At 59.5% G+C, this 12,429-nt stretch carries 14 protein-coding genes; 6 read left to right on the top strand and 8 right to left on the bottom strand.

Annotation, left to right across the window (positions count from 1 at the left end; translation table 11 throughout):
- Window positions 1-45: 45 nt before the first annotated feature.
- On the top strand, window positions 46-1,074 hold the full coding sequence (locus J9314_RS16815) for an ABC transporter substrate-binding protein (protein WP_484793028.1): 1,029 nt from the start codon (window positions 46-48) through the stop codon (window positions 1,072-1,074).
- A gap of 31 nt (window positions 1,075-1,105) precedes the next feature.
- Here J9314_RS16815 and J9314_RS16810 read toward each other — a convergent pair whose 3' ends face one another.
- Window positions 1,106-1,489, bottom strand: coding sequence for a MerR family transcriptional regulator (locus J9314_RS16810; protein WP_169253366.1), 384 nt, complete (start codon window positions 1,487-1,489; stop codon window positions 1,106-1,108).
- Window positions 1,490-1,677: 188 nt separating this feature from the next.
- Here J9314_RS16810 and J9314_RS16805 point away from each other — a divergent pair, with 188 nt between their 5' ends.
- Complete coding sequence (locus J9314_RS16805) at window positions 1,678-3,201, top strand: SulP family inorganic anion transporter (protein WP_210603427.1); 1,524 nt, start codon at window positions 1,678-1,680, stop codon at window positions 3,199-3,201.
- 256 nt (window positions 3,202-3,457) lie between these two features.
- On the opposite strand, the gene J9314_RS16800 is transcribed toward J9314_RS16805, so the two are convergent.
- Complete coding sequence (locus tag J9314_RS16800; RefSeq protein WP_210603426.1) at window positions 3,458-3,982, bottom strand: HD domain-containing protein; 525 nt, start codon at window positions 3,980-3,982, stop codon at window positions 3,458-3,460.
- Between the two features lie 199 nt (window positions 3,983-4,181).
- On the bottom strand, window positions 4,182-4,439 hold the full coding sequence (locus tag J9314_RS16795) for a LysE family translocator (RefSeq protein ID WP_246490468.1): 258 nt from the start codon (window positions 4,437-4,439) through the stop codon (window positions 4,182-4,184).
- 1,413 nt (window positions 4,440-5,852) lie between these two features.
- Between J9314_RS16795 and J9314_RS16790 the strand changes: the two genes are divergently transcribed.
- Window positions 5,853-6,548: a DUF3800 domain-containing protein gene (locus J9314_RS16790; RefSeq protein WP_210603394.1), complete on the top strand. Its 696-nt coding sequence runs from the start codon at window positions 5,853-5,855 to the stop codon at window positions 6,546-6,548.
- Between the two features lie 237 nt (window positions 6,549-6,785).
- Here J9314_RS16790 and J9314_RS16785 read toward each other — a convergent pair whose 3' ends face one another.
- The 4 genes from J9314_RS16785 to J9314_RS16770 all read right to left on the bottom strand — a co-directional run bounded on the left by J9314_RS16785 (window position 6,786) and on the right by J9314_RS16770 (window position 9,373).
- Entirely contained in the window at window positions 6,786-7,262 is a 477-nt protein-coding gene (locus J9314_RS16785) for a DUF6176 family protein (RefSeq protein WP_210603393.1), read from the bottom strand.
- A 642-nt stretch (window positions 7,263-7,904) separates the two neighbouring features.
- Window positions 7,905-8,249: a cupin domain-containing protein gene (locus J9314_RS16780; protein ID WP_210603424.1), complete on the bottom strand. Its 345-nt coding sequence runs from the start codon at window positions 8,247-8,249 to the stop codon at window positions 7,905-7,907.
- Window positions 8,250-8,516: 267 nt separating this feature from the next.
- Entirely contained in the window at window positions 8,517-8,906 is a 390-nt protein-coding gene (locus tag J9314_RS16775; RefSeq protein WP_210603423.1) for a nuclear transport factor 2 family protein, read from the bottom strand.
- Window positions 8,906-9,373, bottom strand: coding sequence for a hypothetical protein (locus J9314_RS16770; protein ID WP_246490467.1), 468 nt, complete (start codon window positions 9,371-9,373; stop codon window positions 8,906-8,908). Before J9314_RS16770 ends, J9314_RS16775 begins: the two co-directional genes overlap by 1 nt.
- Before the next feature lie 303 nt (window positions 9,374-9,676).
- Here J9314_RS16770 and J9314_RS16765 point away from each other — a divergent pair, with 303 nt between their 5' ends.
- The 3 genes from J9314_RS16765 (at window position 9,677) to J9314_RS16755 (ending at window position 11,556) form a co-directional block, all read left to right on the top strand.
- A complete protein-coding gene (locus J9314_RS16765) occupies window positions 9,677-10,144 on the top strand; it encodes a MarR family winged helix-turn-helix transcriptional regulator (protein WP_210603422.1) in 468 nt (155 codons plus the stop codon).
- Between the two features lie 132 nt (window positions 10,145-10,276).
- On the top strand, window positions 10,277-10,903 hold the full coding sequence (locus tag J9314_RS16760; protein WP_210603421.1) for a TetR/AcrR family transcriptional regulator: 627 nt from the start codon (window positions 10,277-10,279) through the stop codon (window positions 10,901-10,903).
- Complete coding sequence (locus J9314_RS16755; RefSeq protein WP_281412343.1) at window positions 10,900-11,556, top strand: VC0807 family protein; 657 nt, start codon at window positions 10,900-10,902, stop codon at window positions 11,554-11,556. The genes J9314_RS16760 and J9314_RS16755 overlap by 4 nt, the downstream gene beginning before the upstream one ends.
- Window positions 11,557-11,751: 195 nt before the next feature.
- On the opposite strand, the gene J9314_RS16750 is transcribed toward J9314_RS16755, so the two are convergent.
- The gene (locus J9314_RS16750; protein WP_210603419.1) at window positions 11,752-12,381 is read right to left on the bottom strand and encodes a CGNR zinc finger domain-containing protein; all 630 of its coding nucleotides are present in this window, start codon (window positions 12,379-12,381) and stop codon (window positions 11,752-11,754) included.
- Window positions 12,382-12,429: the final 48 nt, after the last annotated feature.

Below are 12,429 nucleotides of genomic sequence, written 5' to 3'. Positions count from 1 at the left end.
TCGCTGCGTGTCAACAGCGGCGTTGGTTAGGGTAGGCTCATCTGTGTGAATCTGACGTTGAAGAATCGGGCGGTCGCAGCGGCCGCCTCCGCACTGACTCTTGCCCTGCTCGCCACCGGCTGTGCTGCCGAGGACGACAAAAGTGCCGACGGGGAGGCTGGCAACAAAGATGTTGCGACCGGAGGTGAGGCCTTCGGCACTGCTGATGAGGAGACCGCGAAGCTCGGCAGTGATGCCGAGGCCGGGGTCTTCCCGCGAACGGTCACGCATGCCAACGGCACGACCGAGATCGAGAAGAAGCCCGAGCGAGTCGTCGTTCTCGATACCGGAGAGCTCGACGATGTCCTGTCGCTGGGCATCACGCCCGTCGGCATGGTGACGACCGAGGGCGCCAGTCCGGTGCCGAGCTACCTCGAAGACCAGGTCAAGGGAGTCGAGACGGTCGGCACGATTCAAGAGCTTGATCTCGAGAAGATCGCCTCGCTCGAGCCCGACCTCATCCTCGGCAGTCAGCTGCGGGCCGACAAGCTCTACGACGAGCTCGACTCGATTGCTCCGACGGTGTTCTCCATCCGCCCGGGATTCCCGTGGAAGGAGAACTTCCGCCTCGTCGGTGAGGCGATGGGCATGGAAAACGCGACGACGCAGGAGCTTGAGGACTACGCTCGTGAGGCCGGTGAGCTCAAGGACTCTGTCGACGGAGACCCGACGATCTCACTTGTGCGCTTCATGCCTGAGCGTCTGCGCCTCTATGCGAATCAGTCGCTCATCGGAGTCATTCTGAATGACGCGGGATTCAAGCGCCCGAAGATTCAGGACGTCGATGAACTCGCCGTCGAGATCTCCCCGGAGAACCTCGACCGAGCCGCCGGGGACTATGTCTTCTACACCAGCTACGGCGACCCGGAGGCGACCGGGGAGAAGAAGGCGCTCGAGTCGAGCCAATGGAAAGGCCTCGACGCGGCCAAGGACGGCAAGGCCATCCGCGTCAATGATGATGTCTGGTTCCTCGGACTCGGTCCGACCGGGGCCGGTCAGATCCTTGACGATCTGGAGGACCACCTCGGCGATTGAGCCGACTCCTCAGCTCCCGGAAGCCGCTCCTCTACGCAATGATCCGTGAGTTGAGCTGATCGATGAACTCATCAGCGGCGGCGAGCTGCCGTGCAAGTCTGTCGCGGCGTTCGTGAGCATCATCGAGAAAGTGCGTCAGCTCATTCGCTCCATCGGCCCGGAACGGCTCGCTTCCGCGAGCACTCTCCAGTGCCCGGAGCAGGTCACCCATCTGCTCCAGCGAATACCCCAGCGGCTTCATCCTGCGAATCAGCATCAGCTGGTCGTGATCGTCTTCTGTGTAGAGGCGGAAACCTCCCTCCGACCTGCCCGAAGGGGTCAGCAGGCCGATCTGGTCGTAATGGCGAATCGTTCGCAGCGACAGCCCCGTACGTTCAGCCAACTCTCCGATGTGCATCATTCCGGTCTCGGCCATCGACACTCTCCTCAATTCACGGCAACCCTTACGTTACGTTAGGGTTGACTTCGGCGCCCGTATGGCGGCTCAGTGCGTTCCCGGATTTCATCTTCCGTGTGAAGCGGGAGCATGCCGACCGCGCTCAAGCACATCTCTCATTCAGATGGTGTCACACCCGACGTGCTCCCGGCCTTGGAGGCTCAAACATGACGACGACCACGACCACCGCCGGCGATCGGAGCCGCTGCCTTCCCGACCCCTCAGTGTCGACCGCGCTGAAGACTCCGCGTATCCTCACGCGAGAAGTTCTGGCAGGACTGGTCGTTGCGCTGGCGCTGATCCCTGAGGCGATCTCGTTCTCCATCATCGCCGGCGTCGACCCGAAGGTCGGCCTGTTCTCCTCATTCATCATGGCAGTGACCATTGCCTTCGTCGGCGGGCGCCCGGCGATGATCACCGCCGCGACCGGCGCAGTCGCGCTCGTCATCGCACCGGTGGCCCGTGAATACGGCATGGACTACTTCATCGCCACCGTCCTGCTTGCCGGAGTGCTGCAGATCGTGCTGGCCGCGTTCGGTGCCGCGAAACTCATGCGTTTCATTCCGCGCAGCGTCATGGTCGGATTCGTCAACGCTCTGGCGATTCTCATCTTCACGGCTCAGCTCCCACAGCTGATCGATGTCCCCTGGATGGTCTACCCGCTCGTCGCGGTCGGTCTGGTCGTTATGATCTTCATGCCGAAGATCACCAAAGTCATCCCCGCTCCGCTGATATCGATCATCATCGTCACCGTCGCCGTCGTGGCCTTCGCGATCAACGTCCCCACCGTCGGCGATCAGGGGGAGCTGCCCCGCAGTCTGCCGGAGCTGTTCATCCCCGGCGTCCCCCTGACCTGGGAGACGTTGACGATCATCGCCCCGTACTCTCTGGCGATGGCCCTCGTCGGGCTCATGGAATCACTGATGACGGCGAAGCTCGTCGATGATGTCACAGACACGCACTCGAGCAAGACCCGTGAAGGATGGGGCCAGGGAGTGGCGAACATTCTTTCGGGGTTCTTCGGCGGTATGGGCGGATGCGCCATGATCGGCCAGACCATGATCAACGTCAAAGCCTCCGGCGCCCGCACCCGCATATCGACCTTCCTCGCCGGGTTGTTCCTGTTGATCCTCGTCGTCGCGCTCGGCGACGTCGTGTCCGTCATTCCGATGGCGGCCCTCGTCGCCGTGATGATCATGGTCTCGGTCGGCACTTTCGACTGGCACTCGATCCGACTCGCCACGCTCAAGCGAATGCCCAAGAGCGAAACGGCCGTCATGGTCATCACCGTCGCCGTGGTCGTCGCGACTCATAACCTCGCCATCGGCGTCGTTGTCGGGGTGTTCGTGGCCTCTGTGATGTTCGTCCGTCGCGTTGCCCATCTCATCGACGTCCGTCGTGAGATCCAGGTACAGAGTGGTCAGGAGGTCGCGCACTATGCAGTCGAAGGGCAGCTTCTGTTCGCCTCCAGCAACGACCTGACGACACTGTTCGAATACGCTGACGATCCGGATCAGGTAGTCATCGATTTCACGAAGTCGCATATCTGGGACGCGTCGACCGTCGCCGCTCTCGATACGATCGAGACCAAATACGAGCAGCACGGGAAATCTGTGGAGTTCGTCGGCATGAACGACTTCACGACTGCGTTCCATGCTCGCCTCACAGGCGGCCTCGGCGGTGGCCACTAGCGGTTTGTTCGCCCTCTGTCCGGCTCTGACAGGCAGCAGAGCCGGCGGCTGATCACCAGCGGGGGGTCGACTATCCGATTTGAAGTCCGAGAGCCTGCAGGTGTCCAGGAAGTCGGTGAGCAGCAATTCACGATCGAGTCGCCGATGACGGAGCAGTGCTGAGAAGTATGAGGAGTGCGGAGCCGACGGTCGAACTTCTACGTCGAACTGGAGCCTCTTTCCGAATCGAATCGATTGCATCCCTCCTCTGTCGAGGCTAGAACGCCCGGTTCGGCAGGTCGGAATCAGGGTCGGCAAGATGTGCGCGGAGGAGTTCGCCGGGCCATGTCGCCGGCGGAGCCTTCTGGCTGCGCACGGTCGCCTGCGCTACGACCAGCTCACTGAGGATCCGCTCGATGTCGAGGCGGGCGAAAGCGGCTTCCGCGTCGGCGAGAACATCCGGGGCACCGAGGAGATCGTGATCTCCGAAATCGACTCTGACGCCCAAACGAAGGTATCGAGGAAGAGTGCCGAAGCGTTCGGCGATCCCAGCAGAGGTGTGCAGCGCTATCGCCTCCCAGACAGGTTCGATCTCCGCAGGCGTCCAGCCTTCGACGTCGAGAAACCGTGCCGCCGCATCCGCACCTTCGATCTCAAATCTCTGGTCGCCGTTGAAGTCTTCAACGGTGCCTGCGTCATGAAAGAGGCATGCTGCGAAAAGAGCGTCCTCGCTGAAATCTTGATCATCGACGGCGGCCAGATGGCGAGCATAGAGGTACGTCCGGAGGCTATGGTTGAACACGGCCGGGTGCTCCCTCGCACGGACGAACCGAAGAGCATCCTGCGCCAGCTCCGGATACTCCAAACCGGTCCTGAGACAGATCTCGGAAAGAATCTCTCGGGTCGAGCTCGTTGTCGAGTTGTCATCGCTGTACGCATTGTTCACATTCGAGTTCATTGTCGATTGCCTTCCGCCTCAGTCCCGGATTCCAGTTCGTTCATCAGTGTTCGGTGGCCAACCGCGCTCCAAGAGCCATCATCACAGCAGCACTCGTGCGATCGAGCCAGATCTTGACACGTTCCCGGGCGAGCACGCCTCGAGCGCGCGTAGCGGCAAGTACTATCGTCGAGCGCCACACGATTCCGATGGCAAGCGCAATGGACACCAACAATACGCCCCAGCCGGCGGCGGGCGATTCTGTGGGAAGGAACTGGGGGAGGATGCTGATGTAGAAGACTCCGACCTCGGGGTTGATCATGGTGCTGATCAGCCCGCTGTGAGCAGCGTCGGCAGAGTTCTGTGGAGACGGTGTCGCAGTCTCCGTTGTCCGTCGTCCGGTTGCGTGGAAGGGACCTTCAGATCGCCATATAGCCAAGCCACACGAGATAACAGGCTCCGCCGATCCTCACCACGAAGAGCGATCATCCGATCAACACCAGGTGTGGCCGCGCCGATGACCGTCACAAGCGCCCAGGCCATCAGATGCTGTGGTTCCATTGTCTGCTTTCAAACGAATGTGAGCGTCATCAACCATGCCAGTTGATCGTCCCCAGGCGTGATGTGCTGGGTAACAGATCGTCAACGTGGCGGTTCGCCAGCCGGTACCTCAACGCTCAGCGGCCAGGTGCGTCCTGCCCTTGGATATTCCGGTTGCCCCGCTGGGACCGGATCGCCCATTCGCGTCCGGTGAATCGATCAGAGACCCTCGGTTCCATCTGCATACTCAGCGAGCGTTTTCCTCCGCCCATTGCGTAGCGATACTGCGTGGTCGCGTCCAAGTTCCTCGGCGAGTTTCGGGCGTGATTGCGCAAAGTGGCCGATCCGTGCCGGCCTGTTTCCCGTCGCTCCAGTGACGATGAAAATGTGACGTCCTTTCATAGGCCAGTGCGCGAGGTGAGCGGCCACCTTCGAAGAGGGGACGCTAAGACGAATCGTGATTCTAAGAGGTTGCGCGGATAGGTGCGGAGTGTGCGTATCCTGCACCCGGCGTGTCGTAGCAGGCTGACACGGAGAAGCGTCAGCTTCGATGGAAGTGCAACCATCACAGTCGAAGACATAAGGACAGCTTCCCCGTGCCAGCCTTTCCATCTTCAGTCATCGCCCCTATCTAGCGCCAATTCAAGACATTTCTGCCCACGATCAACGACGACCACCCCCTCGGATGCCACCGACGGCGAGTTGCTGATCGGATCGTCTTCGACAAGATCCTCACCTGACTCGTCCTCGGCGGTGCCTGCACCAAACATGCCGATGGCCTGGTCTCAGCCACAACATTGCGATGCCACCGCGATGAATGGATCGCCCACGCAGTGTTCGCCGCCTCGAACAGATCGTGTTCGAGGCTTTCGACCAAGTCATCGGCCTGGATCTGACAAGTGACTGCTGCAGATGTCATGGACTCACTGTCGGTGGGCTGCCAGCCCCGTCAAGCGCTATGACTGGAGATGACCCCCTATCCGCGCAACCTCTTGACCGAGAACCTGCAATTGTAGGATCTCGTGGAACTTGTCATAGGCACAGCGCGGTGACCTGCAATGTGACACAACCATGAGACGGGATCTGTCTCCCTAACTTGTCAAAATCCTCATGCGCATAATGGAAACGTCCTCATCCTGCCTCCCCATAGCCCGGTCCGCGTTCGTCCTTAGGGCAACTCAGGTACGGTCAAGAAATGACGACTTCCGCAGCCGCTCCAGTACGACTCATCTACGTCGACGACTCTGGTGCTGGATCATCCGGCATAGTGGCTTACAGCTGGGTCTCTATTTCTGCCGACCAGTGGCGCGAAGGTCTCCAAGAAGTTCTTGACTGGCGCGCTTGGATGCGGGATAGCTACGGGATCCCCAAGAACTACGAACTGCATATGACCAAATTCGCGAATGGACGTGGTAACCCTTCGACTTTCGAAGATGGCTGGAATCGGAGCAAAGCCAATCGCTCTCTCGTCCTTGACGAAACATTTGCTCGTTTCGGGAAGTGGTCGTGGTTAGGTTCTGGCACGATTTTTGCGCGCACGACTGCGAGGCGGCAAGCCTACCGAGACGAACGCGAACGTGTTTATCGAGAACTGGTTGGGACCCTCGAGCGCGAGCTTGCATCTGCCGGGGAATGGGGGTTGATCTACATGGATGGTGATGGAACCGATCAGATTTATCGGCGGGCACATCGCGACCTCGAGGTTGAGAGCCGACGCATCTTGGAAGACCCGTCGTTCCAACACTCACATTTGAGCCAGTGGATTCAGATCGCCGATATTGTTGCCTACGCCGCTTACCAGAATGTGCTGGCGCTGCCCCAGAAGAAATTCGCGTGGAAGTGGTGGCCGACTCTTGACCCAACCGGTACACGAACACATGACGTGTCGTAAAAAGAAGCTGGACCCGTGATCCAACGTTCGTTGGACGGGTCCGCACTAGTACTATCCCACTATCTCCCCGTATTTGCAACTATCCCCCGGTATTTGCACCAGTCCACTTTGCTGTGTGCCCACCAACCGCTGGTGACTGCGCAAAGGCCACATCCAAACCCACGCTGCTCGCGTCGGAAAACACGGCAGTTCATAGACTCGAACCTCGAGACACGGACAACTTAAGTCTGGGAGTGCTCAGTCGTGGTCATCTTTGAAATCGCATTGCCCTGTTTCAGCGAATCTTTTCATCAGGTTGAGAAACTCGCTGGGGACCAGCATGAACCGCGGCTCAAGTTCTTCCCAACCTGGTTCTTTGGCACGTCCACTGTAGGCAACATGATCAGCGTCCACCGCGATCGATTCATCATTCTCACTGCCGTCGACGCCCACGAGGGAGAGATGGTAAATCCACGTCGAACCATCTGCCTCAATGCTTCGAAATGTTGCCTCGAAGACCTGCCTCTCTGCGGACAGGCCTTCTTGGAGCTCGGTGGGCCGACTGTTGAGCATGTCCATCCACTCGTCGAAGACATCCTCTTGTCCGGGGATGATTCGCGAGCGACTCAGTTCGAGACGCATTCCATCTGGGACGGAGACCGGCATCGGGTAGCCCGCGAAGTCGCGGGAAGTGGGATTGAACGGGATCTGAAACGAACGCTCGTGGTTGGTCATGTTTCTATTCTGCTCTGGCAATCCCACTCATCCTCCCCAAGACCATCGACACAGTTAATGACAGATTGGTGAGACTACTGTCACTCCACTGACAGATAGATGAGATTACTGACAACTTGCCGGGATCCTACAAGACATATGTAGGGTTTCGCGGAATTTGTCAGTAGCGGTCTTCGCCGACCTGGGAAGGAGCATCAATCGGAAACAGCCGTTGCCTCGTCATTTTGTCAGAATCGTCAGGCGGATCTGACATTACTACCTCGAGTTCCCTGAGCGTAGCAACAGATTCACTATCCGAGCCTTTGAAGTGCAGTAGGAGCATTCGTCTTTGGCATTCCATCTGCGCACTGTGAAGCGTCGAAGCGGAGATTCGCCAGGTACGGGATGCGCGCGAGAAAGCGGCCGAAGGCGATCCCGAGGAGGGGAGCCATCGCAGGTTCGGATCCTCCGTGGCGTCCGGCCAGCGGTCCTTCCGCGTTCAATTTTGCTTTAACCCCGGAAGAAGACCCCTGGCCGTCATGGTCCGTCGTTTGCCCGAGGCCAACCGAAAGTAGTCGATTACCATGTCTCTGTTCGGCACCTACCGGTTCCATTCGTCTGCTTCTGACATCGAGCGTCCGCGAGGATGGGCGAACCGGTTGGCTATTCCAGCCAAGTAGTCTCGAAGCGTGGGCTGGAGTGGATGTGGACTGCTTCGTACCCGCCTTCGTGGGTGACGAACTTGTGCGGAGTCTCTGCCGGAACGACGAGGATCTGTCCGGCGTGGGCATCGATATCGTCTTTGCCCACTGTGAACGTCGCGCCCCCTCGGCGAATTATGAAAGTCTCCGGGTATGGGTGGAGGTGGAGTCGGGGGCCCAGGCCCGCCTTGGTGGTGGATTCGAAAATGAGGGAGATTCCGGGGTTTGCGGGGATCTCTGAGTAGTTCTGTGTCCAGTCCGCGCCGTCTTCTCGCCCATCGGCGCGATCGAGTACGTGGAAGTCCATGGCTGCTCCTCAATGTGTAGGTGGTCGTCGTGTGGACCGCACCGACGGGGACCGTCGCCGGTAGTGTAGCCCGTCGAAAGTAGAGTGAGTGGAGTCTTAATCGGAGGCGTCTAGCCGAAAATCGAAGCGAGCGGGGGGCCATCGCTTCATCGCGGCTAGGCAGTGGGATGTCGGGCCCGGTGGATGCGCTTCCCGTCATATTGCGAACAGCAACTGAACATTCCGTCCGGTCTCCCCGGTCAGCATCAGATCCGAGCTGAATCGTCTCTATTTCCCTGGTACTGGTGAGCCTGGTGCACCGGCGATGAAGCTGTGTTGGATGCCGGCGATTCGCCATTCGTCGTTAATGCGCACCAGGTGGAATGTGGTTCGCGTGGTGGGCAGTGGATGGCCGCGGGCGGAGCCTCTTGTGTTCACACGAGCGACGGCGATCGCTGAGCCGGAGTATTCTCGGATGCTGACTTCGTCGAGCGAGAGCTCCTCATAGTCCAGTTGCCCGTCGGTGAGTCGCTGCACCCAGGCGTCCTTCTGCAGCTGGAAGCCGACTGGCCCGATGCCGAGGAAATCATCAGTAAGTAGGCTGTTCGTCGTCGATGCATCACAGAGGCGTTCCGAGTCAGCCCATGTGGCCAGTGTGTCGTTGACGGTGTTCATCATTACTCCTTCGTTGTGTTCTTACGTTGCCGACTGCGGGGGACGAGGAAGCCGGTGGTTGCGATCCATGCGAGGGCAGTGAAGCGCCCGACCGGGATGAGGGGCTGGAGCGGTTCGAGGGCCATGGCGAGGATGCTGAGCTCACAGACCGCGGCGACGACAAGGCCGGCCCAGGCGAAAGGTGCCGGCAGCAGACGCTTGATCAGGCCTGGAACCGCTATACCGGCGACGAGCAGACCCAGTCCGGGTAAGTGGGCGTATCCGCCGGTCCCAAAGGCGAGGAAGCCAAGGGCGCGGGTCAGCTCCGGGTGTGTGGCGATGGCGTCTTGTCCTGCAGTCCACGTCAGAACTGCTGAAATTGCCAACAGTATTGAGGCGCTGATTCCGCCGAAGAATGCGATCGCAGGTCCGGGTACTCTGACGCCGAGTCGCTGGAAGCGGGCGTACATGGTCGCGGCGTAGATGCCCATAGGGACAGACGCGCCAAGTTGAAACAGTGCAGATAGACGAACCGCGAGTCCGTGCTGTGTGAAGAAGTCCGACGAATCATCTGCAAACGGGGAAGTGATGGTGTTGCCCTGGCTGAGGGCCGCCATCAGTACGAGGCTCATCAGGAACAGAGCGAGGCAGACGCTTCCGACGATCCCAGGATGGGGTCCATCGGGCCGACGCCGCTTCGTGATGTGTTGATCGGCTTGAGTTCTTTGCGAGTCATTCATGGGGCCGATCATACACCCTATGAATGATTCATCAAGGGGTCTATCATTGTTCCTATGAACTCCATGCCACAGCCTCACCACCGAATTGCTTTCCTGCTCTCTCAGCTCGGCTCGGACGCGGCGAGCCGATTCGAGCAGGCCCTCCTGCCTTTGAACATCACTGCGTCGGAAGCCGGAGTCCTCCGCCTGGTCGCTCGCACTCCCGGAGTCAGCCAGCGCGTGCTCAGTCAGCAGATCGGGGTGGGCCCGAGCCGGATCGTTGCGGTCCTGGACCGTCTTGAACGCAATGGCTATATAGAGCGTCGGCGGAGTAAAAGGGATCGACGCATTCACGAGGTTGCTCTTACTGGAGAGGGTGAGAGGGTCCTCGGTGAAATCCGTCCGCTCGCGGCAGCTCACGAACAGGCATACACGGACTGCCTGGACTCGAGCGAGATTGAGTTTCTGTATGGCCTGCTGGAGCGGATGGCCGCCTCGCGTGGTCTTTCGCCCGACCTGCATCGAGGCACCTCGGCAGGCTAAGCGGAACGCAGCTGACAGTCGAAGTGATCGCAGGACGGGGGTGATGAAGCTTTTTGCGACCTGGCTGCTGAAGAACCGAACTATCGGTGTCCTGTGCTCGACAATTTTACCTGCATAGGTTATAAATAACCTATGCAGGTAAAGGTCAGATCGGTTATCTCTACGGCACGAAGAACTCAGATCGTGCGGGCGGCGATCGAGACATTAGCGGACGTGGGGTTCGACAAGACATCGTTCGCTGAGATCACGCGCCGCGCCGGACTGAGCAGTCAACGACTGATTTCCTACCACTTCGAGGACAAGAATGAACTGCTTTGGCAGATCGTCAATGACATATACAGCGACGCCGCCCATTTCATGGACGAGCGGATGAAAGGTGCTGGCAGCGCACTGGAGCGCTTGCGCACCTATATCGGTGCGAATCTCGAATTTCTCCGGGACCACCCTCGCGAGATTGCCGCACTCACTGAAATCGGACCACACCTTTCGACCCGCTCGGGTGACACCGCTACATCGATGCGAGTACAGCAGCCTGTGATCGAGGGGCTGGCTTCCATCTTGTATGAAGGGCAAGAGAATGGAGAGTTCGTAATGTTCGACGTGCAGGCAGTCGCCGTCATGATTCGGGCCTCGATCGAACGCGCTGCGCAGTGGCTGCACGCCGATCCCCCGCTCGACTTCGATTCATATCGTCAGGAGCTGATCCATACATTCTCGCTGACGATCACTCGGTCCCGAGACTCTGTAAGGAACTCATGACCGCACGAGTAGGCCGCGATCGACCGGCAGTAGTCGTAGTCTTGACCCACCTTGTGGCGCCGCTAGCCGTGTTCTACGGGCTTCGGGCACTTGGAGCAGGACCGTGGATTGCTCTCATGGCGGGGACAACCATTACTGCGATTGAGACGATCTTCACTGCCGTGCATCGACGCCGACTGGATACGGTAAGCATCACGGTACTCGCGATTCTGGTCATCTCGGCGGGTTCGTCCTTGGTGACCGGTGACGCGCGTCTGCTATTGGTGCGCAATGCCGCCGGCACGGCGCTGATAGGGGCATGGTTGCTGGTGACGCTTTGCCTGCGACGACCGTTGCTCTTTGATGGCGCCCGTATGTTCCAGTCCGCGGAAGCGCGCCAACGTTGGGACCGCCGGTGGCAGGGCTCGAGCGTATTCCGTCGAGCATTGCGGGTCTTGACCGCGGCGTGGGGAGCTGGCTTTCTGGTTGACGCTGTCATACGTTTGCTGTTGGCCCTGACTCTTCCTGTCGACCTCGTTCCGCTACTCGACAATGTGCTTCTTGTTGTGACTGTCATGGTCCTGCTCGTTACCCAAAAGATCGTTGGAGCCCATTACCGGAACCGCTATGGTCTGCACCTTCGCCAGGGTTCGAGTGATCAGCGGGAGGACTGAGTAGCGGTCCTGGCCAGGAGGGCCCTGTGGTCACTACTGTCGTGACACCCCTCGGGACCCAGTCCGCGTGGAACTTCCACTCGAGTAGACTGCCGTGACACACGGACCTTTGACACGCGGCGCAATCGTGTCAAGGTCGTACTAGTCACCGGTGGATGAACTCGAAAAATGACTCAAAGTTTGCACCGTAGGAAATCATTCCTCGCATGCCCTGGGATCGGTGTCGTCGTGACGGGTTCGTCGGTAGTGTCTGCGTTGCCGGGCGCGGTTGCCGCAGTCGGCGGGGTCACACCATCGCCGCCGTCGAGTTGGGGACTTGTCCACGAATACCCAGCCGCATCCGGGGCAAACGCGCAGCCGCGTTAGGTCGTCCGTAGTGAGCAAACGAACTGCGTCCAGTGCGAGTAGGTCCAGCAATCGGCAATCAAGCGGATGGTCGGGGAGAAAAATCCAGCTCACTCTCGGCCCAACGCTGATGAGTTCTTGATGTGACCAGGCTCTGCGCGCCGCGGCGGCAACCTCGGTCAAATCCTGCGCGTTGGGCGCGATGCTAGCGGCCACTTCGGTGAAGATCGTAGCCAGACGCTCGCGCAGCTCAATCGCTTGGTCGACGGTCTGCGCGCTTGGCTGCCACCCCCTCTCGAACGGATCGCCGACAAACAGCTCCGCCCAATGGGAGAGGTTCTCGGCTGGGGCGAGCCAGTCATGCGGCCTATCCCCGGCGCGGAAACTGACGAGGTTGGCGAAATCGAGCGAGAGAAACCCGCCGATTGCCTTGTAGGTCCCAGAGTACTCGCCTGGATCCAGAGGAACCGCGTCCGCCATAACCTAATGCCTCTTTCGGTATTGACACGTTATCATTTCTTTTCATAG

Source organism: Brevibacterium oceani (assembly GCF_017948325.1).
GTDB classification, from domain to species: Bacteria; Actinomycetota; Actinomycetes; order Actinomycetales; family Brevibacteriaceae; genus Brevibacterium; species Brevibacterium oceani.
The sequence above is the reverse complement of the archived record's forward strand: the minus strand, read 5'-3'. Positions and strand labels throughout refer to the sequence as shown.

Excerpts from the sequence above, each read along its gene's own strand:
- J9314_RS16810 (WP_169253366.1), bottom strand. The coding sequence starts at position 1,489 with ATGGCCGAGACCGGAATGATGCACATCGGAGAGTTGGCTGAACGTACG.
- J9314_RS16805 (WP_210603427.1), top strand. The coding sequence starts at position 1,678 with ATGACGACGACCACGACCACCGCCGGCGATCGGAGCCGCTGCCTTCCC.
- J9314_RS16795 (WP_246490468.1), bottom strand. The coding sequence starts at position 4,439 with ATGATCAACCCCGAGGTCGGAGTCTTCTACATCAGCATCCTCCCCCAG.
- J9314_RS16790 (WP_210603394.1), top strand. The coding sequence starts at position 5,853 with ATGACGACTTCCGCAGCCGCTCCAGTACGACTCATCTACGTCGACGAC.
- J9314_RS16785 (WP_210603393.1), bottom strand. The coding sequence starts at position 7,262 with ATGACCAACCACGAGCGTTCGTTTCAGATCCCGTTCAATCCCACTTCC.
- J9314_RS16780 (WP_210603424.1), bottom strand. The coding sequence starts at position 8,249 with ATGGACTTCCACGTACTCGATCGCGCCGATGGGCGAGAAGACGGCGCG.
- J9314_RS16775 (WP_210603423.1), bottom strand. The coding sequence starts at position 8,906 with ATGATGAACACCGTCAACGACACACTGGCCACATGGGCTGACTCGGAA.
- J9314_RS16770 (WP_246490467.1), bottom strand. The coding sequence starts at position 9,373 with ATGGGCATCTACGCCGCGACCATGTACGCCCGCTTCCAGCGACTCGGC.
- J9314_RS16765 (WP_210603422.1), top strand. The coding sequence starts at position 9,677 with ATGAACTCCATGCCACAGCCTCACCACCGAATTGCTTTCCTGCTCTCT.
- J9314_RS16760 (WP_210603421.1), top strand. The coding sequence starts at position 10,277 with ATGCAGGTAAAGGTCAGATCGGTTATCTCTACGGCACGAAGAACTCAG.
- J9314_RS16755 (WP_281412343.1), top strand. The coding sequence starts at position 10,900 with ATGACCGCACGAGTAGGCCGCGATCGACCGGCAGTAGTCGTAGTCTTG.
- J9314_RS16750 (WP_210603419.1), bottom strand. The coding sequence starts at position 12,381 with ATGGCGGACGCGGTTCCTCTGGATCCAGGCGAGTACTCTGGGACCTAC.